Below are 21097 nucleotides of genomic sequence, written 5' to 3'. Positions count from 1 at the left end.
ATGCCCGTAGATATCCTGACACATCTAATTTACAACCATTCTGCAGCAACTGTAAAACGTTGTTTGCCGCTTGCAGCATTGCAGGCAGCTGTGGAATGTTATTGCTGGTATACGGCAAAAGGAGTGAATAAGCTGCTGGCGGCGCTCGACGGCGCCCCTTGCGCTGTATTCCTGCTGTCGGACGAGCCTGTGAGGCTATCCGGCAGCCAGTATGCAGATATTCAGTATGGGTTTATCTGTAGGGGAATATGGGAGAATACCTACCTGGAATTATTAAAAACCACGGCTACTTTTTTGGTGATAAAGTTTGAAGCTGATGCTGTTGATTTCTTCGAAGACCTGGACACCGGAATTAAGCCCTTGCCCGGCGCATGGCGGCAATTGAGAGTGCAATTGATGGAAGAACGGCGGATGAACAGGAGGGTAGCGCTGCTAGACGATTTCCTGTCCCGGCGCCGGAAACCGGCAGCTACCGGGAACCATCTCCTTAAACGGGCTGTAAGCCTTATCAAATCCCGCAAGGGAGATATAACGGTTGAAGAATTGGGAGCGCTTTTGAATGTAAATTATAAATGGCTGGAAAGGAATTTCAGGTCTTATCTTTCCGTTACTCCTAAGTGGTATATCAACAACATAAAAATACTCTACGCCTATACGATAATGGGGAAGGAGGAGAAATTGACGGGAGTGGCTATGGAAGCAGGATATTACGATCAGCCCCATTTTATCAGGGCCTACAGGAAATTTACCGGAACAATTCCTTCGTCCCTAAAAAACTAAAGACCTTGGTGTTAATTAATTAAAACAGGATCGCCGGACCGGAGGTCCGGCGATCCTTATATTGAGTGTAAAATACACTGTGTCAACGTTTGATTTACAACCTCTGTTACCAATCTTTTTCTACCGGAACTTGCTGGCCTTTCAGCTTCTTGGCTTTATCCTGTAGTTTTTTCTCTTCCTGTGAGAGCGCCTGCAATAACCTTTCAGCTTCCTGTCTACTCAGTTTACTTGGTTGCGGCGCAGGTTTCTGCTGGTCTTCTTTGTCTTTATCCTGTTGATCCTTGTTTTGCTGGTCTTTATCCTGGTTCTGTTTGTCTTTATCTTTCTGGTCTTTATTGTCTTTGTCCTTATTGTCTTTATCCTTGTTCTGCTGATCTTTATTTTGCTGATCCTTGTTCTGGTCTTTTTTATCTTTCTTATTATCCTTGTCGTTATTTCCGCCGCCGCCTTGTTGTTGTTTTTTCAGCATGGCCTGTGCATAGGCCAGGTTGTAACGGGCGTCTTCATCGGCAGGGTTCAATTTGAGGGCCTGCTTGTACGATTTAATACTTTCTTCCCATTTCTTTGCTTCCATGAAAGTGTTGCCGATATTGTAATCGGCGCTGGATTTCATGGCAGGTTGTTCGCCCAGTTTCAGGCTGTTGGCGTACTGTGCGCGGGCATCGTCGTATCTTTTTTGCTGGTATAGCGAGTTGCCAAGGTTATAGCTGCCAACGGCCGATTTCGCATCTTTTTCAAGGGCCTTTTTATAGGCAGCTTCCGCATCTGTATATTGTTGTTTTTTATACAGATCGTTTCCTTTACGAATAAGGGCGTTTGTTCCGCTCTGGGCGTTGGCTATCATAGCGCCCAGCAAGGAAATAATCAAAAAACTATATTTCAGGTACTTGCTCTTCATGTCTTTATCAGTTAAGCTGCCGGTTTAGCGGCAGTTTTCGAAAACCTCACTTCAGGAATAAAGAATTCTATCAGGAGAAGTGCCAGGCAGATCCCCAGGAAATACTGGAAATAGCTGTTATAATCTGTAAAGATGTTTTCCCCGAATTCTTTCTGTTCCATGCTATCTATCTTATTGGCCAGGGTATTCACCACATCGTCTGTGTTATTGTCGAGATGCTGATAGATCCCTTTTCCCGCTGCAGCGATCGACTTCAGTTCGTCTTCATTCAGTTTGGAAATAACGGTATTGCCTTGCCTGTCTTTTTTGTACCCACCGGTTTCCGGATCGGGGAGTGGCGACCCTGTAACAGAACCGATACCTATGGTGTTGGTCACCGCCCCGCTTTCGAAGGCCGCTTTGGTTTTCTGTATGGCGGTTTCGTCATGGTCTTCTCCATCGGAAATGATGATGAGCGCCTTATGTTTTCTTTCTTTTTTATTGAAAGCATCGTTAGCTGTGCTGATCGCCTGCCCGATGGCGGTACCCTGCGTGGGGATCATTTCCGGGTTAACGGTACTGAGGTACATTTTAGCCGCAGAATAATCGACCGTTAAGGGCATTTGCAGGTAGGCATTGCCGGCAAACACGACGAGGCCTATGCGGTCATTATCCAGCTTATCCATCAGCTTACTGATCAGTTGTTTGGCGCGGGTCAGCCGGTCTGGCTGCACATCTGTGGCCAGCATACTTTTGCTGACATCCAGGGCGATCATCACATCCACGCCTTTACGGGTGATCTTCTCCATCCTGCTGCCTTTCTGCAAATTGGCCAGGCCAATCACCCCGAAAAAGAAGGCCAGGAAGATCAGGAGGAATTTGACTACAAATAGTTTACGCGAATAGCCTGTAAATAATTTCTCCACCAGCGCAGGGTCGCCCATACGACGGATAGAGCGGCGTTTCCACCAGGATACGCCCAGGAAGGCCGCCTGCAGAACCAATAAGAGCACTAAAGCCCATAAATATTCACTATGCTGAAATCGTAACATATTCGATTTTAAGATATCCGTTACCGGTAGTAAACCAAGTAAGTTATCAAAAATAATTTTTTTGTCACGGATTGCAAGACCACCAGCGGGGGATTTATCGTTTTTTTAACGGTTCCGGCATAAAAAAAGCCGGAAGTCAGCGTTCCCTGCTCCCGGCCTTCGGTATGTATGATAAGCAAAATTACATTTCGCCCTTAAAATAACCGGCATCCGTAAGGATATCCTTTGCTATAGTCATTGTGGCTTTGGGGATATCAACAGCCGGATCTTCCGTTTCAATGTTCAGCACAAAAAAGGAAGGATGGCGGTTCTCTTCTACCCAGCCAACGATCCAGCCCTGTTTTTTCGTGTCTTTTGTTGCAAACCCGGTTTTGTACGACAGCTCATATTTTGGTGTTTTTTCCATCAGCATTACATCCCTTACGGCTTTCATGGTAGTTTTTGCAAATGGGAGCTTGTCGAAATACAATTGTTTTACAAAGCCTAATTCCTCGTCCGGCGAGATTTCCAGGGAATTATCCAGCCAGAAAGTGTCTATGCGGCTGATCTTCATATTCCCGTACTTAACAGAATCCAGCCACGATTTCATAACAGGCTGGCCAATGCGGCGGGCTACTTCCTGGAAATAGGGATCTGCGTTGGTTTTGAACGCCTGCGCCATTGTCAGGTCTTTCACAGCTTCAACAGGTACAACCATGTTGCTGTCTTTAATAGCGCCGGTATGAAAACCGATCAAAGAGCTGAAAATGTCGAAGGTCGAAGCAGGCCTGGTACGTTGAGACGCCCTGTCGATATTATATACTTTGAACACGCCCTGGCTGTTGTTAAACAACATAAAAGTGCCTTCCACTTTATGTTGAGCGAAATATTTTTCCCATTCTTTAACAGTTTTTACATTATTGGGCGCACAGGCAGTCAGCGATAGTCCAATAGCTAATAATACCCAGCCAAGTCGTTTCGTCAGCATATTTAAAGAAATTAGAACGCAAAAGTAAAGCAAAACCGCCTTTTTACCTGCCGTACCCTGATTATTTACAAAACGGGGAAAAAGGAAGGCCATCCCTACTCAGTAAAGATGGCCCCTTGCGATTTTTCATACTAACAACTTATTTGATAACTCCCAATTCCTTACCCACTTTGGTGAAAGCGGTAATGGCCTTGTCGAGGTGTTCCTGCTCATGACCGGCGCTTAGTTGCACCCGGATCCTGGCCTGGCCTTTTGGTACCACAGGGTAGAAGAAACCTATTACATAGATGCCTTCTTCCAGCAATTTGTCGGCAAATTTTGCTGCCAGTACTGCATCGTACAGCATTACCGGTACAATCGGGTGGTCGCCGGGTTTAATATCAAAACCGGCTTCGGTCATTTTATTGCGGAAGTATTGGGTATTGTATTCCAGTTTGTCGCGGAGCGTGGTAGTTTCGCTCAGCATGTCCAGTACCGCGATGGAAGCGCCAACGATAGAAGGCGCAACGGAATTGGAGAACAGGTAAGGACGGCTGCGTTGGCGGAGGATATCTATCACTTCTTTACGGCCGCTGGTGAAACCGCCGGAAGCGCCGCCCAGGGCTTTACCCAGGGTGCCGGTGATGATGTCTACCCGGCCCATAACACCGCGGTATTCGTGGGTACCGCGACCTGTTTTACCGAGGAAGCCGGATGAGTGGCTCTCGTCCGACATTACGATAGCGTCGTATTTATCTGCCAGGTCGCAGATCTTGTCCAGCTGGGCGATGGTGCCGTCCATGCTGAAAGAGCCGTCGGTAACGATGATGCGGCTCCTGCAGTCTTTGGCTTCCTGGAGTTTGGCTTCCAGGTCGGCCATGTTGTTATGTTCGTAACGGTAGCGCTGCGCCTTGCAAAGACGAACGCCATCGATAATGGAAGCGTGGTTCAGGGCATCGGAAATGATGGCATCCTGTTCATTGAACAGGGGCTCAAATACGCCGCCGTTGGCGTCGAAAGCGGCCACGTAAAGGATAGTATCCTCCATGCCGAGGAATTTTGCGATCTTCTGCTCCAGTTCCCTGTGGATATCCTGTGTTCCGCAGATAAAACGGACGCTGCTCATGCCATAACCGTGGGTATCGATGGCGTCTTTCGCCGCTTTGATCACGGTGGGGTGAGAAGACAGCCCCAGGTAGTTATTCGCACAAAAATTTAATACAGTTTTACCGCCTACCTGTATCTCAGCTCCCTGCTCAGATGTAATGATACGCTCTCTTTTATACAGGCCGGCTTTTTCGATATCGCCGAGTTCTTCCCGCAGCCGGGTTATAAACTTCTCATTCATAATAAATGCAATATTTAATGGATCTTCCGATATATGTCGTTAAAAGTATTACGATTCTGCAAGGCGTAAATACCTAACGGAGATATTGGTAAAAAGTTTGACTGAGGTGTAACATTTAAGATATACATTCCGTCATAGTACTATCATGACTATATACGCCATGAATGCGGAAATTAAAGAAATGAGTAATTTTCCTAAGTTAAAACATAATTTATAGAATAACTCATTGTTTTTCAGCATCAAATGTTCAAGTTACTGCAACTGAGAGAGAATTTACTGGCTTTAGGGTGTTGGTGTGGGTAACTGAAAAGGATGTGTTTATGTTTGGTATTAACGTATTTGTCGGAACTTCGCACTAAAAATCCCGCACCAACGGAATGACGGAAAAGGAATACAATAAATGCGTGGATCTGTATTCGGATAATTTATTCCGCTTTATCATAAAAAATCTTGACCATGCGGAAGATGCAAGAGACGTAGTACAGAATTCATTCGAGATATTGTGGAAGCACTGCCAGGATGTGCCTTTTGAAAAGGCAAAGTCATACCTGTTTACAGTAGGCTACCACAATATGATCGATCATGTGCGCAAGGTGAAGAGGATAACGTTGGTAGACCAGTTCAAAGAGGAAGAGAAAGTGGCAGAGCATAAAATAAGCAATGCCAAAGAAGTGATAGACAAGGCATTAGCCAGGTTGAGCGAGGTGCAAAGGTCCCTGATCCTGTTGAAAGATTATGAGGGGTACTCATACGAGGAGATCGGACAAATGATGGACCTGAACCCTTCCCAGGTAAAGGTTTATTTACACAGGGCAAGGATCCACCTCAAAAATTACCTGGTAAAAATGGAAAATGTTATATAGAAATTTTATAATTTATCGATTTGTCACACGACCTTAACATATCAAATTACGAATCCTGGTTTCTCAGCTACATAGATGGGGAGCTGACAGAAGCTGAAGTGGAAGTATTGCAGCAATTCCTGCTGAAATACCCCCATTTACAACAGGAATTGGATTTGTTGGAAGGAGTTAAAATAGTTCCGGACACTTCTGTAACATTTGATAATAAATCAGTTCTGTATAAAAATACAGCTGCAGCCGATATTTCAGAGGAAGAACGGGCCTTGATGCTCAGTTACCTGGATGGAGAGCTTGCCGGGGCTGAACTGGATTCAGTAAAACAATACCTGGGTAACAATCCTGCAGCGGCTGAGGAATTCGAAATATTTTCCAGGACCAAACTGGTTCCGGATACTTCTGTAGTATTTCCTGACAAAGCATCCCTTTACCGTCATACGCGTAAACCGGGTGTTATTTATCGCCGGATTGGCTGGAGCGCTGCCGCTGCCGCAGTAGTGGCAGGTTTGATATTCTGGTTGCTGCCTGCTCAACAACCGGCCACCGTACCTGAAGGACCAAAAACTATTGCGGTGGTGGATTCGCCTGAACCTGCAACTGCCCAGCCTGCTGAAGAAAAGGCCGCTTCCCCGGCGCCTGCATTGGCCGACGCATCAGTACCGAAACAAAAAGCGCCGGTTGCAACTGCTGTCAAAACTGTAAAGGAAAAGGTTGCAAAACAGGCAACAACGCCGGTTTCCAACCAGGCAACTGCTGCGGTAATATCGCAAATGCCCCCTCAACGTAATGCCGTGGATGAAGTAGTTACCCAACACCTGCAGGATGTAGCAAGCGCCGCTGCTGATCCCGGGGTTACCGAGGTAAAGAAAGAAGCCGTACTGGCCGTTAACACCCCTATCAGTGCAAAGAATAATAATATCGATGATAATAAATCTGCCGCTATCGAAACGCCTCAGTCGCCTCCCGGTGAACTGATCATTTCTGTAAGTGGCAGCGATAGTAAGATCTTAGACAAAGTTACCAATGTGGCGAAGCTTTTCTCCCGGAAACGGAAATGAACTATAAATGTTGGAAAATAGCATATGAAGCATAGAATTTTACTCATTTTGTTACTTGTTTTATGTGGCGAATGGGTCAGTGCGCAGAAGACGGAAACGAAGGATACCCCCAGCACCGATACAATCCAGATAAAAGGATTGATCATTTTAAAAAGCAGGAATGAAAAAGGCCGTAACAGCTATAAATTTTATAGGGATACGGCTTATGCTCGTAATAAGCTGAAAAGGAACTTACATACCAAATGGTTTGTATTTGATATAGGCTTTAATAATTACATAGATAAAAGCGATTACGGCGGGGCAAGCTTTATCAATTATTACCCCAATAACTACATGTATTACAATGGAGCCCAGGGTTCTGTTGTCAACAGGGCTTACGATTATTCCCCTGCTGCGTTAGCTAACTTTGCACCCCGCGAAGCAAGTAATCCATTAACCCCCTCAGAATTTAAACTTATAACCGGAAAATCGATCAATTTTAATATTTGGTTATTTCAACAGCGGTTGAACATAACAAAACACAAACTTAACTTGTTATATGCTCTGGGATTGGAGATGAATAACTATCGGTACGCCCGGAGTATTACGTACTTACCGGGTTACCCGACACAAATAATCCGAGATACCGTAGAATTTTCAAAGAATAAGCTGTTTGCCGAATACATTTCTATTCCGCTAATGCTGAACTTTAATTCTAACCCCGCTCGTCCTGGTCGCGCATTCCAGGCAAGCTTTGGCGTCTCCGGTGGTTATCTTCTCAAATCAAGAACCAAGCAAATCAGTGAAGAGAGAGGAAAGGTGAGAAAAACCGATGACTTTAATCTTAACAAATGGCGATTTGGTTTGACAAGTGAGTTGGGTTATGGGCCGGTTAAGTTATACGGGAATTTTGCTTTAACTCCTTTACACGATTACGGGTTACAACAGTATCCATTTTCAATCGGGTTGCGCTTGAATGGATTTTAATCGTTTTTTTAATCGGACCAGTCCTAAATTGTCTTTATGCGATCATTTGTTGCTTTGATGACATGCATTGGTTGTATTGCCTTGATTCACTCCTCCGATAAACGGATCTTAGGTGTGAAAGTCGAAAAGGAAGCCCCCAGTCAGATGACCGAACAATTACCTGTAGCCCTTGTTTTTCCGGTTGCAGTGCCAGCTAAAAATCACAGGAGATCAGGAAAACCGCTGGTGACGCCTGTTGTTTACGCAAACAGGGCCAGTATTACGGCCAGGAAAAAAGTGTACAGGAGCAAAAAAGATTCACTAACCAATAATTTCGCCCAGATCAGGCAAACTACCCTCTTGCAGGAAATAGAATCTGGTGAATTGCTAGATAATAATATACCATAACGGTACTGATTATTAACCCCTTTTTACAGGCGCCGGGAGATTTCCGGGCGAACCCCTATGCCTACCGCTCATATATTATTCTGCTTTTTAACAATTAATATTTTACACTTCCGGTATATTTGATGGAATTATTTTACAAAAACCAACTAATTGTATGAGTCTCAAAAGAGTCGTATTAGTATTGCTATTTGCATGCTCGATCCTGGGGGCCACCGCCCAGGAAAAATACCAATGGAAAGAGGCTACTTCCGGAGGGTACACCTACAAGTACGTAACAAACGACCCGATGAAAGCCCGCTTCTACACATTGAAAAACGGGCTGACTGTAATTCTTAGCGTTAACAAAAAAGAGCCAAGGATTCAAACCCTTATCGGTACCCGGGCAGGAAGTAACAACGATCCCAAAGACCACACCGGCCTGGCCCACTACCTGGAGCACCTGTTATTCAAAGGAACTGAAAAGTACGGATCTCTCGACTGGGCAAAAGAAAAACCCCTCATCAACGAGATCTCTGATCTCTACGACAAGTACAACAAAACAACCGACCCCGCTGCCCGCAAAGCAGTATACCATGCCATCGACAGCGTTTCAGGCATAGCCGCGAAATATGCTATCGCCAACGAATACGATAAAATGATGGCCGGTATGGGCGCCCAGGGCACAAACGCCCACACCTGGGTTGAAGAAACTATTTATGAAGAAGATATTCCGTCGAACGCCATCGACAAATATCTCGCCGTTCAGGCAGAAAGATTCCGCGACCCCGTATTCCGCCTGTTTCACACAGAACTGGAAGCTGTTTACGAAGAAAAGAACAGGGGACTGGATAACGACGGCCGGAAAGTCTATGAAACAATGCTGGCAGCATTATTCCCTACCCACAACTATGGCCAGCAATCTACCATCGGTACTGTAGAACACCTGAAGAATCCAAACCTGAAAGTGATCCGCGACTTCTACAACACTTACTATGTGCCTAATAATATGGCCATTGTAATGGCGGGAGATTTTGATCCTGATTACGTGATCAAGACAATTGATCAGCAATTTGGTTACATGAAAGCTAAACCGGTTAAGGAATACAAACCGGCTCCCGAAGCGCCTATCACTTCGCCTGTCGTAAAAGAAGTTTATGGCCCCGATGCCGAAAGCATTGAAATTGCTTTCCGCACACCAGGAGCGCTGGACACTAAATCAACACTGATACAGGGCGTTATTTCAGCTATCCTTCAGAACGGCAAAGCCGGACTGTTAGACCTGAACATCAACAAACAACAGAAAGTACTGAACGCCGGCGTCAGCAACCTTACCCTGAAGGATTATTCTGTATTCGGTTTGAGCGGTAAAGCCAAACAAGGCCAGACCCTCGACGAAGTTAAAAGCCTGCTCCTTAGCCAACTGGACATCCTGAAAAAAGGCGATTTTGATGAAAGCCTTGTAAAAGCCATTGTAAACAACTATAAGCTGAGCGAGATCCAAAGCCTGGAAAGCAACAACGACCGCGCAACCAGCCTGATGGACGCTTTCATTAAAAGCCGTGCAAAGAACTGGACTTCCGATGTTGCCTTTGTTGATGAAATGGGCAATGTTACCAAAAAACAGATCGTGGATTTTGCCAACAAATATTTCGGCAACAACTACGTGATCGTTTACAAACGCAAAGGAGAAGACAAGAACATCCAGAAGGTTGAAAAACCAGCTATCACACCAGTGGAAGTGAACAGGGAAGCGCAATCCCCATTCCTGGTGAAAATAGCTGAAATGCCTGCTACCCCGGTAAAACCACAGTGGCTGGACTACCAGAAGGATATCCAGAAATCTTCTATCGGCAATGCAGATGTACTGTATGTACAGAACAAAGACAATGGCCTGTTCAGGTTATACTATCGTTTTGATGTAGGAAACTGGAACGATAAAAAACTCGCACTGGCCGCCCAGTACCTGCAGTTCCTCGGCACAGACAAGTACTCTGCAGAACAGATCAGTAAAGAGTTCTACAACATCGCCTGTAATTTCAACGTAAGCGCAACCAACGAAAACACAACTATCAGCATCACAGGATTGCAGGAGAATTTCGATAAGGCAGTTAGCCTCTTCGAACATATCATCGCTAACTGTCAGCCAAACGAAGCTGCATTGGCTGCGTTGAAAGGCCGCATTCAAAAGGCGCGCGCCGACAGCAAACTGAACAAAGGCGCTATCCTGAAAGGATTGAACAGCTACGCGATGTACGGACCTAAGAATCCATTTAACTATTCATTGAGCCAGGCTGAATTAGAAGCAATTACTGCAACTGAATTGGTAAATATTCTTCATTCCCTGACTAATTATAAACATACTATCATTTACTGGGGACCGAAATCTCTTGACGAAGCAACTGCAGATATCAAGAAATTGCATACCCTGCCTGCGAGCTTCACCCCGGCTCCGCCAGCCGTCGTATTCACCAAAACAAACCAGGATAAGAACCAGGTATTGTTCACCAACTACGACATGGTGCAAACTGAAGTGAACTGGCTGAGGAACAACGATGCTTACGATCCGGCCAAAACAGGCCTGATCTCCCTGTTCAACTCCTATTTCGGCGGCGGTATGGGATCACTGGTATTCCAGACCATCCGTGAATCCAAAGCGTTAGCCTATTCTACCTACGCAGTTTACTACAGCCCTGATAAGAAAGGAGAACGTTATTCTACCCTTGCCTACGTAGGCAGCCAGGCCGATAAAATGAACGATGCTATTGAAGCCATGAATGGCCTCATGAACGATCTGCCACGTTCAGATAAATTACTGGCTACAGCTAAAGAAGGCATGAAGCAGGATATTGAAACAGAAAGGATCACCAACGATGGTATCATCTTCAGTTACCTTGCCGCTAAAAAGTTGGGCCTGGATTATGATATCCGTAAACAGGTGTACGAGTCTATCGATGGTATGACCTTCGATAACGTTAAACAATTCCATAATCAATACCTGGCGAACAAGCCTTATACTTACTGTATACTGGCTTCTGAAGCGAAGATCAACCAGGATGATCTGAAGAAATACGGAGAGGTTAAAAAACTTTCTTTAGAAGAAATTTTTGGATATTAATACCCGCTATTTTCTTTACAGGGGCAAAGATGAAAATTCTTTGCCCCTTTTTTATGCCACAAGAAAACAATAATTAAAGCTTCCATTGCGTTAAATTCCCGGTATTTTTTTATCCTATGAAGAGACTGTGCTTTAACTGGCTGGCAGTCATGTTGCTGCTTCCGCTTGGCGGATTTATAAAAGAACCAGATCTGTATCACGTAAATATTAATTCGGGGAATATCGATCCGGATAAGATCTTCCTGCTGATCGATAAAAGCGATTATCGTTTGTATTTGTATGAAGATGTAACGTTGCGCAAGATCTATAAAGTTGTTTTTGGAAATAAAGACCAGAGTAATAAAATGATGGAGGGAGACAGAAGAACGCCGGAAGGCACCTTCCACATACTCAGCAAACGATTTGATAAGAGCTGGAGCCGTTTTATGTTACTGGATTACCCGAACGAATCGTCCTGGGACCGTTTCCACCAGCTGCAGGCGGCGGGGAAGATCTCTCCCAATGCCTCTATCGGCGGAGGGATAGGGATTCATGGAGTTGAATACAGTTCAGGGATCAGGGATAATTACGTTGAAGGGCAAATCAACTGGACACTGGGATGCATCAGCATGAAAAATGCAGATGTGAATGAATTGTACGAGGTTATTAAAGTAGGAACGCCGGTGGTGATCCGCCGTTGAAGTAAATATTTCAGCGGTGATTCCTTATGGCAGCCACATATTGTAATTTTATTCAGCAGGTTTATGACGGCATCTAGTGGTGCTGCTCATTGGCACCATGACTCAAATATACATGGCGGGTCAGAATCCTGTGAAGAGCACACTCCACTCGTATGGTGTGTGCTTTTTTCATTTAAGGAATTCGCCTACCAGTTGTTTCCAGGTAACGGCATCATACCGGCAAAACGACTGGTGGCCAGCCTCCGGAAAGATATACAGCTTTTTATCGTGAGTGCCCAGTCCTGAAAAGACGGCCTGGGTTTCGTGGGCTTCTACTCTTATATCTTTCGCGCCATAAAAATATAACACGGGAACATGAATATCCCGTGCGTATGCTGCAGGTTTGAAACCTGGCCCCCAGAAGCCTTGTTCGAGCCCTCCCCAGAATGTGAGGATCTGTGAAAGGGGAGTAGGAGGAATGTGAACTGCTCTCATCCTGCTTTTTACAGCGTCTGTAAGCGTGGCAAAGGGCGATTCCAGTATCAGCTTTTCAGGAGAAAGATGGTATTCAGGAACGGCCTTTAAAATAGCGGCGGCGCCCATACTTACACCCCAGAGAATGATTGGCTTGCCTGATCTTTTATCCGCATACCGGTAAGCAGCAGCTACATCTGCCGCTTCCTTATACCCCACGCTGCAGGTAAGGCCCTCGCTGTTGCCATGCGCCCTGAAATCTATCAGGAAGGTATTATAGCCCTGGCTGCGGAAATAGTCGGCCTCCGGCAGCATATTTCCTTTATTGCCATTGTAGCCGTGGAACATTACCACTGTTCCAACAGGATTGGCAGCGGGTATCCACCAGCCTTCCAGTTTCAGGTTATCGGTAGTCTGGAGGGTAACTGTTTCGTAAGCAACGGTAGGATAGCGGGTAGTGGCGGATTTTGCTATGTGAACGCCGAAGAGGATCATCCTTACTTTCTCGCTGACACTCATGGCTTCCGGCAGCTTGTTAACACGGCCTTTTTCATCGTAAAAATGGGTGAACTGCCATGCATGAAATGCAGCAATGATATTCAGCAGAACAACCAGTACCAACAGTGTCCGGAATCCTATTTTAAATACGCGCTTCAAGGGATCAAAATTAAACAGCCGGTAAGTTAATGCTTACCGGCTGTTTTTAAAGTGATTATTTTATAGTCTTCCTCTCTTTATTTCGTCTACGACTGCAGGATCCAGCAGGGTAGAAGTATCTCCGAGGTTGTCCAGCTCATTTTCTGCGATCTTGCGAAGAATGCGGCGCATGATCTTACCAGAGCGGGTTTTAGGCAATCCGCTTACTATCTGGATTTTGTCTGGTTTGGCAATAGGCCCGATGATCCTGGACACGGTTTGCGCGATATCTCTCTTTGTCAGGTCCGGATCATGTGTTAACCGTTCCATGATCACATATGCATAGATGCCTTGTCCTTTTATATCGTGCGGATAACCTACCACGGCGCTTTCTACTACGCCGGCGTGCATGTTGATGGCGTTTTCCACTTCAGCGGTGCCGATACGGTGACCGCTTACGTTCAGTACATCATCTACACGGCCGGTGATACGGTAGTAGCCATCTTCGTCGCGAAGGCAACCATCGCCGGTGAAGTACATATTTTCGTATGTAGAGAAATAAGTTTTGCGGAAACGTTCATGATCGCCATAGGTGCTGCGAAGCATACCAGGCCATGGGAATTTGATACAGAGGTTCCCGCTTACGCCATTTCCTTTCAGCTCTTTACCATTTTCATCTACCAACACCGGTTGTACCCCAGGCAAAGGCAGGGTGGCATATCCTGGTTTCTCTTTGGTGATACCGGCAATAGGAGTGATCATAATACCCCCTGTTTCTGTTTGCCACCAGGTATCCACGATCGGGCATCTTCCTTTTCCGATATGATCTTTGAACCAATGCCATGCTTCTTCGTTGATTGGCTCACCAACGCTTCCCAGTTTCTTTAAGGAGCTGAGATCCTTATGGTTCACCGGTCCCAGGCCAAAACTCATTAGACTGCGTATAGCCGTTGGCGCTGTATAAAGGGTGTTCACACGGAACTTATCTACGATCTCCCAAAGGCGGCCGGCGTCAGGGTAGGTAGGTACTCCTTCAAACATCAGGGTAGTAGCGCCGGCACTCAACGGGCCATAGGCAATATAGCTGTGTCCTGTGATCCAGCCAATGTCGGCGGTACAGAAGTAAACTTCTCCCGGTTGATACTGGAAAGTATTTACGAAAGTGTAATTGGCGTATACCATATATCCGCCGCAGGTATGCACCACTCCTTTAGGTTTACCTGTAGAACCTGAAGTATATAAGATGAAGAGTAAATCTTCTGCGTCCATTTCTTCAGCCGGACAGGCAGGATTTCCCATTGTTTCTACTTGTTTGATCTCGTCTTCCCACCAAACGTCCCTGCCTTTCAGCATGCTGACAGGAGTGCGGGTACGGGTGCAAACGATCACTTTTTTAACGGACGGGCAGCTCATCAAAGCGTCGTCGATCACGGATTTCAGCGGGATATCTTTAGCGCCCCTGTACGCGCCATCGCAGGTGATAACGAGGCTGCATTGCGCATCCTGTATACGGTCGGCAATGGATTGTGCGCTGAAGCCACCGAAAACGATGGAGTGAATAGCCCCGATCCTGGCGCAGGCCAGCATTGCGATAGCCAATTCAGGTATCATACCCATATAGATACAAACCCGGTCGCCGCGTTTAACGCCATTGTTCTTTAATACATTGGCAAACTGGCAAACCTTGTTGTACAACTCGCGGTAAGTAAGAACGCGATGACGTTCTTCAGGGTCGTTGGGCTCCCAGATGATAGCAGGAGAATTCGCTAAAGTGCCCAGGTGACGATCCAGACAGTTTTCTGTAATATTCAGTTTTCCACCGGAAAACCATTTTATTTCGGGGTCTTTGAAATTCCATTCTAATACCTTGTCCCACTTCCGACGCCAGTAAAAATGGTCTGCAACATTTGCCCAGAAACCTTCCGGGTCCATAACGCTTTGTTGGTAAGTTTGCTGATATTCTTCGAAACTCTTGATCTGGTATGGGTACGACATAGCACCGTGATTTATTGATTATACATTCGTGTTTTTCCTAACGGGCTTACAATTTACGAAAACCTGAATGGTTTACTATAGATATTTTAAAAATTTAAAAAGTTATTTCCCGATATAAGATTCCAGGTATTTGCGGATCATTTTTTCCTGTGGGCCGGTGGACGGAGTTTGCAAATAGCGTTTGTAGTAGCGGATGGCAGCCGGTTTGTTTTTCAATTGTACATCGTAAATACGGCCGATGCCGTATTGCCGCAATGGTTGCCGGAACAGGTACCAGGCTGTGTCGAGAGCTGCAATAGCGGCTTTATATTGTTTCAGGCCTTCATAGTTAACAGATTTTCCCGCATAATAATCGTCGAGGCTTTTGGACATAGCCAGGTCTATACACGTTTGCAGTAGTGTATTGCTTTCCGCATAATTTTTTAATTCAGTATTAGCCAATGCAGCGTAGTAAATGATACCTTCGGATGCGGAATTGTTGGAGTTGAGATAGTCGTAGATCCTGAGGCAGTCGTCATATTGTTTCAGGTTATACCAGGCGGAGATCACATAACTGAAAGTATTGGGAGAACAGTATCCTTCCCTGATCAGCTGATCGCCCAGCGTGGCGCACCTGTTGTAGTCTTTCAGCCAGTAAGCCACACGTATAGCCGTCATTGTTACAATGGTCTGGGTGGTATCTTTCTCCATAAAAGCGCACAGGATACTATCAGCGCGCTGGTAGTTCTTTTTATCTGCCAGTTCTTCTGCCAGCCTGGCTGCGGTTTTGGGGTCGGCGGAATTGAGCAGGTAGGCTTTTTCCAGGAAGGAGAAGGCGGTATCGGGTTGTTTGTTGGCGAACAGGCAAAAGGCCAGTTGCCGCAAAGCATTGGCATTATTGGGTTGGAGCTGTGCAAGTCGCTGGTAATGCGGGAGGGCGTAGACCGGTTTGTCCTGGTATATGCTGGCCAGGTATTGATGTGCGGTGATATGGTTGCTGTCTATGCTTAAAATTTTCTCGTATCCTTCTATGGCTTCTTTGAGGTGGCCTGCGAGGAACGAGGTATAAGCATATAGCGAGATGTCCTGTATTTTGCCTGTGTCTATCCTGGGTTTGATGTAGTTAAGCGCTTCCTGGTATTGTTGGTTCTGGAGCAGCTCCATCACTGCGGTTTTATCGATCTTTTGCTGAGCGAAGGTGGGAAGCGCGAGCAACAGGCAGAGTAGTATCGGCGAATATTTCATAGCATTCTTTTTCCTAAAACTAAATAATTAGTTTTAAAACTAAAAAATTAGTTATACAGGGACAGCATGAATAAAGCCTCCATTGGGGGAGGCTTTACAACAAACGAAATGGTTGATTCACAGACGCAGGATGTAGGTAAACAGGTTATTTTGACGGCTTCTTGTATTTAGCAAGAAGTTCTGCCGTGTGACTGAAAACTTCTTCCATGATCTCTGCGATCTTCTGTTTTTCGGCGTTACTTAAAGCCGGAATGATCTTGCCATTCTCGTTAGGACTTGGCTTGTCTTTCCCCCTCATTTTTCTGTAAAAGGTAGGAGTACTCCAGTTGCATTCTTCACAAACCTTTTCTCTGAACATTACAGGAAAGTCTGAGAGCATGGTGTGGATGTCGAGCAGCATATTTTTCTGTTCTGTTGTCATGGTGGTTTACTAGATATGGTTAACAAAAGAAATGATGACGAAAATTGGATTTCATTTTAAAATTGTTGAATTTGTCAATATAAATGTTTACAAAAGTGCAATTATAACCATTAAATTTTATTTTGTTAAAAAAATTTAATGCCTCTTTTGCTCCAATAAAAATAGGTGTTTATCCTGAAACTCCGGCGTTAAAAGATTTTAATACCCCTGTACAATTGCGTGTAGAATTTACACATTAGGTAAGATAAATGATCATTTTGCCTCAATCTTTCTCATTTTTTCTTTCCAAAAACTTGCTGCCCGGAAGGTCCGTTAACCGTTGTAATACTTATCAGTATTATATTTTTTTCGTTAAATTGATAATTTTAATCACATTGTGAAATAATAATTCTTAATTTATACGATAAACATCTTTTAAAACTTTGTACATAGCATGCAGTCGAGTTTGATACACATGGGTCAAAGGCTAAAACAAATCCTGAAACATAAGAAGATTAAGATCGTTGATTTTGCAGAGATGGCAGGTTTCACAAACCAGATTGCGCACTACCATCTTAGGAAAAGCGATATGAAGCGCAGTACAATGGAACGTTTTTGCTCGCTCATAGGAATTACCCCCGAAGAATTTCTCAGGTGGAATAGCGGGCTGCAGATGAATGGTTCCCAGTTGCATCATGGCAACCGCATGCAACAGATCATTGCCGAGAAGGGATTGAACAAGAGCAAACTCGCTGGCCGATTGAAGATCAGCCGGCGGACGATGTACAATTTTTTTGAAAAGGACTCCTTCTCACCCGATGAACTGGATCGCGTGGCGAAAGGACTTGATATGACGGTTGAAGCCTTCCTTAATCCCGGTATGATACAGGAGGGAACAAGGTTTGCCGAGAATGAGGAACTGATGATATTAAGAGAGAAGTATTACAAATTACTGGAAGAAAATAACCTGTTGCTGAAAGAGAACCTGCAGCAACGGGAAGAGATCTTACAGCTTAAAAAAGAGCTCGCCGGACACCGTAAATAAATGTGTTTATACCCTGATAATGTGGACGTTACTTTGATTTTTTATTTTTTATTTAGATCGTGAATATGTTACATTTGTAAGTACTCAAATAACCTAGTAATACCCAAATAATCCATTAAACCATGTCCGTTCCATACACTATCCATGAAGGAGCCAGGTTAAGAAGAATTCTGCGGCGTAAAGAAGTGGTTATCCTGCAGTATGCTAAAAAAGTGAGTATGAGTCCCCAGGGGCTGTATCGTTATTTCTGGCAGGCAAACATCAAAAAAAGTAAGCTCGCTGCATTGCTTGCAGCTGTTCCCGTTTCCCAGGAAGAATTCTACCATTGGAGTTCGATTGAAGGCGCGCCATGTCACCAGGGCGAATTGCTGCTGCTGCATTTGGCAAAGCTGGGGATGAAGATCGAGCGGTTCGCAGAATCGTTACAGTTATCGCCTTCGCAACTTTTCGAATGGGTAGATGCGCCTGTATTCAGTGCGTTGCAACTGGAGAAGCTCTCCGGCTTATTCCCCGATCTCTCGTTCCTTGAAACACCTCAGCTTTTCAGCCAGGAAATTAACTGGAGGGAGGCTTATCTCGATGTTTGCGAGGCCAATCATCAGCATATCCGTAAGATCGCGACACTGGAGCAAAAAATAATGGATCTGGAATCTATCGTCTCGAAATAAGCTCCCCCCTGCCTATATCAAACAACCGGAGCTGTATCTAATGCAAAATATTCTGCTACTTCTTTCCAGTTATTTACCCTGCGGTAATCAGTAAGCAACAGGTTATGCGGAGCTGTAAATAACAACGGCTTTCCTTTGAATGTACTTAAGTTCTTATCGTGGTCGTCTATCATGTAATCTGCTTCCACAATTGTTTTAGCTCCACAAAACACAATGTTTCTCCAACTGATGAACGGGAAATGTTCGTTCAGCCATGCCAGTTTCTCAGTCAGGGAATGCGGGAATTCCATTGCTGCCGAAACAACAAATATCTCGTGCTGCTCGCTCAATGCTTTGATCACTTCCTGGCTGTCTTTCATTACCGGGATGCCCCTGAAAAAGCCGGGTGTTTGCAATATTTTGTAAGCTACCCCTTCAGGAAAGGCGCTGCCTTCCGGAACGTTGTCCAAAGCAGCCGGATCAATGGACACGCCATACTGTTGCTCATATACGTCTAATAAATGCTGAGTCAGATCGGCCATTACGTTGTCCATGTCAATTGCTATTCTTGCCATAATTTGCGGTTTTGTGCAAAGTTATGCGATATTTTGCGAAATATTGCAGAATATTTCATAATATTGCAAAAAATGGCAGTTTTATGCTGAAGGAAGAAAGGCTGGATTATATCCTCCGTAAACTACAAACAGATCATAAAGTGTTGCAAACCGAACTAAGCAACGATTTGCAGGTATCGGAAGATACTGTACGCCGCGATCTGGAATCTTTAGCTCAAACCGGCCAGCTGATCAAGGTTAGGGGAGGCGCTATTCCCCATTCTCCCAATCCTTATTCCTTTAAAGACAGGATCAAACATCACCAGGATGATAAGCGCAACATGGCGGAAAAAGCCCTGCAATTCCTGCACAACGGGCAAACGATCATCCTCGATGGTGGTACATCCACACTTACCCTCGTCAAATTATTTCCCCCCAATCTGCATATCAAGGTTATCACGAACAGCGTCCCTATCGTATCTCAACTGATTGAGCACCCGGTGATCGAAGTTGTTTTTACAGGGGGCTTGATAGGAAAAGACTCGCAAACAGCAGGAGGGCTCGACACTATCAGGATGCTTGAAAAAGTAAGAGCGGATATCTGTTTTTTAGGCATCTGCAGCCTGCATCCTACAGCCGGCGTAACAGGGCTGGAACTCGGGGAAGCGGATGTTAAAAGTGTGATGGTAGCATCGGCCTATAAAACCATCGCTTTATCCACAACCGATAAAATGGGTACTGCAGAACCATTCAAAGTATGTAATATTACAGATCTGGATACGATCGTAACAGATAATCCGGATCTTCCATCCGTTAAGCCATATATAAACCTTGGAATTCAGGTTATTTAAAATCTTTAATTCCTTATTCTGTCGAAGATGTTATCAGATGTCACAATGATAGTGGACAATAAGAGAGCAGCCCGGATTGCTGTAAGTTCTTTATTCTTCCTGACTGGGCTATGTTTTGCCAGTTGGGCGTCCCGCATCCCGGATATTCAGCAGATGCTGAAACTGAACGATGCCGGGCTGGGAGGAGTTTTGCTGGCTTTACCGGTAGGCTCTATTATATCGTTACCTATTGCAGGTATCCTTGTTTCCAAGTATGGAAGCCGGCAGGTGTTGCTGCTGGCGGCTATCGCGTATTCTATAGTGTTGCCGGTACTTGGACTGGCGCACAGCAGCTGGCAGCTTAGCATTTTCCTTGTATTCTTCGGGTTTTGCGGCAACCTCGCAAATATTGCCGTGAATACGCAGGCAGTAGGAGTGGAAGCATTATACGGCCGTTCCATTATGGCTTCGTTTCATGGTTTGTGGAGCGTAGCAGGTTTCACCGGCGCTGCCATCGGAACATTGATGACAGGATTACATCTTGCCCCTTTATATCACTTTCTTATCATTACCCTGATTTCATGGACTATAGTTGGGATAGCAATGAATCACCTGCTGTCCAACATCCGCAGCGAGAACAATGCGCCATCTTTATTCGGTAAACCTGATCTTTTCCTCCTTACCCTGGGTATAATTGCCATGTGCAGCATGATCTGCGAAGGAACGATGTTCGACTGGAGCGGCGTGTATTTCAGAAGGGTAGTGGAAGTAAGACCCGGGTTGTCGGGAGCAGGCTATGCTGCGTTCATGAGTACCATGGCCTCCGGCAGGTTTATAGCCGATTACCTGACCACGAGGTTTGGAGTAAAGAAGATGTTGCTGGGCAGCGGTTTATTCACCGCAACCGGATTGATGATCGCAGTATTAGCGCCTTATTTCCTCCCTTCCCTGATAGGATTTATGTTCGTGGGCGCGGGCGTTTCTGCCGTAGTTCCGCTGGTATACAGCGCCGCAGGGCGTTCTAAGATCATGACTCCCGGTATGGCCCTGGCAACCGTTTCTACCATCGGCTACCTCGGCTTTCTTTTCGGACCGCCACTGATTGGATTTGTTTCACAGGCTACCAACCTGCGGATCGCCTTTGCATTGATCGCGGTAATGGGTGCGTCTATTTCTGTAATGTCGGCGCGGATAAAAGTGGATTGAGTTTATACCACTATCGCAGGCCGTATTTTATGATGATGGATGGAAGAATTGATAGACAT

The 21097-nt window shown here is 45.3% G+C and carries 20 protein-coding genes; 11 read left to right on the top strand and 9 right to left on the bottom strand.

The genetic code is table 11. The features are described from left to right. Positions 1 to 780, top strand: a complete 780-nt coding sequence (locus BLV62_RS24645) for a helix-turn-helix domain-containing protein (RefSeq protein WP_089765244.1) — start codon at positions 1 to 3, stop codon at positions 778 to 780. Positions 781 to 886: 106 nt separating this feature from the next. Here the strand turns inward: BLV62_RS24645 and BLV62_RS24640 are convergent, their stop codons facing one another. The 4 genes from BLV62_RS24640 to kbl form a co-directional block, all read right to left on the bottom strand. Beyond that, positions 887 to 1678, bottom strand: a complete 792-nt coding sequence (locus tag BLV62_RS24640) for a tetratricopeptide repeat protein (protein ID WP_089765242.1) — start codon at positions 1676 to 1678, stop codon at positions 887 to 889. Positions 1679 to 1689: 11 nt separating this feature from the next. Beyond that, positions 1690 to 2709: a VWA domain-containing protein gene (locus BLV62_RS24635; protein WP_089765241.1), complete on the bottom strand. Its 1020-nt coding sequence runs from the start codon at positions 2707 to 2709 to the stop codon at positions 1690 to 1692. A 181-nt stretch (positions 2710 to 2890) separates the two neighbouring features. Next, a complete protein-coding gene (locus BLV62_RS24630; RefSeq protein WP_089765304.1) occupies positions 2891 to 3676 on the bottom strand; it encodes a penicillin-binding transpeptidase domain-containing protein in 786 nt (261 codons plus the stop codon). Positions 3677 to 3815: 139 nt separating this feature from the next. Beyond that, positions 3816 to 5003, bottom strand: a complete 1188-nt coding sequence (gene kbl, locus BLV62_RS24625; RefSeq protein ID WP_089765239.1) for a glycine C-acetyltransferase — start codon at positions 5001 to 5003, stop codon at positions 3816 to 3818. A 377-nt stretch (positions 5004 to 5380) separates the two neighbouring features. Here kbl and BLV62_RS24620 point away from each other — a divergent pair, with 377 nt between their 5' ends. The 6 genes from BLV62_RS24620 to BLV62_RS24595 all read left to right on the top strand — a co-directional run bounded on the left by BLV62_RS24620 (position 5381) and on the right by BLV62_RS24595 (position 12048). Beyond that, positions 5381 to 5866 (top strand): RNA polymerase sigma factor, encoded by a 486-nt coding sequence (locus BLV62_RS24620; protein ID WP_089765237.1) that lies wholly within the window; start codon positions 5381 to 5383, stop codon positions 5864 to 5866. Positions 5867 to 5886: 20 nt separating this feature from the next. Continuing rightward, positions 5887 to 6921: an anti-sigma factor family protein gene (locus tag BLV62_RS24615; protein WP_089765235.1), complete on the top strand. Its 1035-nt coding sequence runs from the start codon at positions 5887 to 5889 to the stop codon at positions 6919 to 6921. A gap of 24 nt (positions 6922 to 6945) precedes the next feature. After that, positions 6946 to 7887 carry an outer membrane beta-barrel protein gene (locus BLV62_RS24610; RefSeq protein ID WP_089765233.1) on the top strand — a complete coding sequence of 314 codons (942 nt, stop codon included), beginning with the start codon at positions 6946 to 6948 and terminating at the stop codon, positions 7885 to 7887. 114 nt (positions 7888 to 8001) lie between these two features. Next, positions 8002 to 8274 (top strand): hypothetical protein, encoded by a 273-nt coding sequence (locus tag BLV62_RS24605; RefSeq protein ID WP_139170388.1) that lies wholly within the window; start codon positions 8002 to 8004, stop codon positions 8272 to 8274. A 154-nt stretch (positions 8275 to 8428) separates the two neighbouring features. Next, on the top strand, positions 8429 to 11368 hold the full coding sequence (locus tag BLV62_RS24600) for a M16 family metallopeptidase (protein WP_089765229.1): 2940 nt from the start codon (positions 8429 to 8431) through the stop codon (positions 11366 to 11368). Between the two features lie 116 nt (positions 11369 to 11484). Next, a complete protein-coding gene (locus tag BLV62_RS24595; protein ID WP_089765228.1) occupies positions 11485 to 12048 on the top strand; it encodes a L,D-transpeptidase family protein in 564 nt (187 codons plus the stop codon). A gap of 168 nt (positions 12049 to 12216) precedes the next feature. On the opposite strand, the gene BLV62_RS24590 is transcribed toward BLV62_RS24595, so the two are convergent. The 4 genes from BLV62_RS24590 to BLV62_RS24575 all read right to left on the bottom strand — a co-directional run bounded on the left by BLV62_RS24590 (position 12217) and on the right by BLV62_RS24575 (position 16777). Then, positions 12217 to 13158 carry an alpha/beta hydrolase gene (locus BLV62_RS24590; protein WP_089765226.1) on the bottom strand — a complete coding sequence of 314 codons (942 nt, stop codon included), beginning with the start codon at positions 13156 to 13158 and terminating at the stop codon, positions 12217 to 12219. Positions 13159 to 13218: 60 nt separating this feature from the next. Beyond that, positions 13219 to 15132 (bottom strand): acetate--CoA ligase, encoded by a 1914-nt coding sequence (acs, locus tag BLV62_RS24585; protein WP_089765224.1) that lies wholly within the window; start codon positions 15130 to 15132, stop codon positions 13219 to 13221. 102 nt (positions 15133 to 15234) lie between these two features. Next, entirely contained in the window at positions 15235 to 16356 is a 1122-nt protein-coding gene (locus tag BLV62_RS24580; protein WP_089765223.1) for a tetratricopeptide repeat protein, read from the bottom strand. Positions 16357 to 16501: 145 nt separating this feature from the next. After that, positions 16502 to 16777, bottom strand: coding sequence for a hypothetical protein (locus tag BLV62_RS24575; protein ID WP_089765221.1), 276 nt, complete (start codon positions 16775 to 16777; stop codon positions 16502 to 16504). Positions 16778 to 17210: 433 nt separating this feature from the next. On the opposite strand from BLV62_RS24575, the gene BLV62_RS24570 reads away from it, so the two are divergent. Further along, on the top strand, positions 17211 to 17801 hold the full coding sequence (locus BLV62_RS24570; RefSeq protein WP_089765220.1) for a helix-turn-helix transcriptional regulator: 591 nt from the start codon (positions 17211 to 17213) through the stop codon (positions 17799 to 17801). 122 nt (positions 17802 to 17923) lie between these two features. Further along, entirely contained in the window at positions 17924 to 18469 is a 546-nt protein-coding gene (locus BLV62_RS24565; protein ID WP_089765218.1) for a hypothetical protein, read from the top strand. A 17-nt stretch (positions 18470 to 18486) separates the two neighbouring features. On the opposite strand, the gene BLV62_RS24560 is transcribed toward BLV62_RS24565, so the two are convergent. Beyond that, positions 18487 to 19023 carry a 5' nucleotidase, NT5C type gene (locus BLV62_RS24560; RefSeq protein ID WP_089765216.1) on the bottom strand — a complete coding sequence of 179 codons (537 nt, stop codon included), beginning with the start codon at positions 19021 to 19023 and terminating at the stop codon, positions 18487 to 18489. An 83-nt stretch (positions 19024 to 19106) separates the two neighbouring features. Here BLV62_RS24560 and BLV62_RS24555 point away from each other — a divergent pair, with 83 nt between their 5' ends. Continuing rightward, on the top strand, positions 19107 to 19853 hold the full coding sequence (locus tag BLV62_RS24555) for a DeoR/GlpR family DNA-binding transcription regulator (protein WP_089765302.1): 747 nt from the start codon (positions 19107 to 19109) through the stop codon (positions 19851 to 19853). A 27-nt stretch (positions 19854 to 19880) separates the two neighbouring features. Then, the gene (locus BLV62_RS24550) at positions 19881 to 21038 is read left to right on the top strand and encodes an MFS transporter (RefSeq protein WP_089765214.1); all 1158 of its coding nucleotides are present in this window, start codon (positions 19881 to 19883) and stop codon (positions 21036 to 21038) included. Positions 21039 to 21097: the final 59 nt, after the last annotated feature.

This window comes from Chitinophaga terrae (ex Kim and Jung 2007) (assembly GCF_900107795.1).
Classification (GTDB): domain Bacteria; phylum Bacteroidota; class Bacteroidia; order Chitinophagales; family Chitinophagaceae; genus Chitinophaga; species Chitinophaga terrae.
This window is presented reverse-complemented; position numbering and strand designations above follow the sequence as displayed.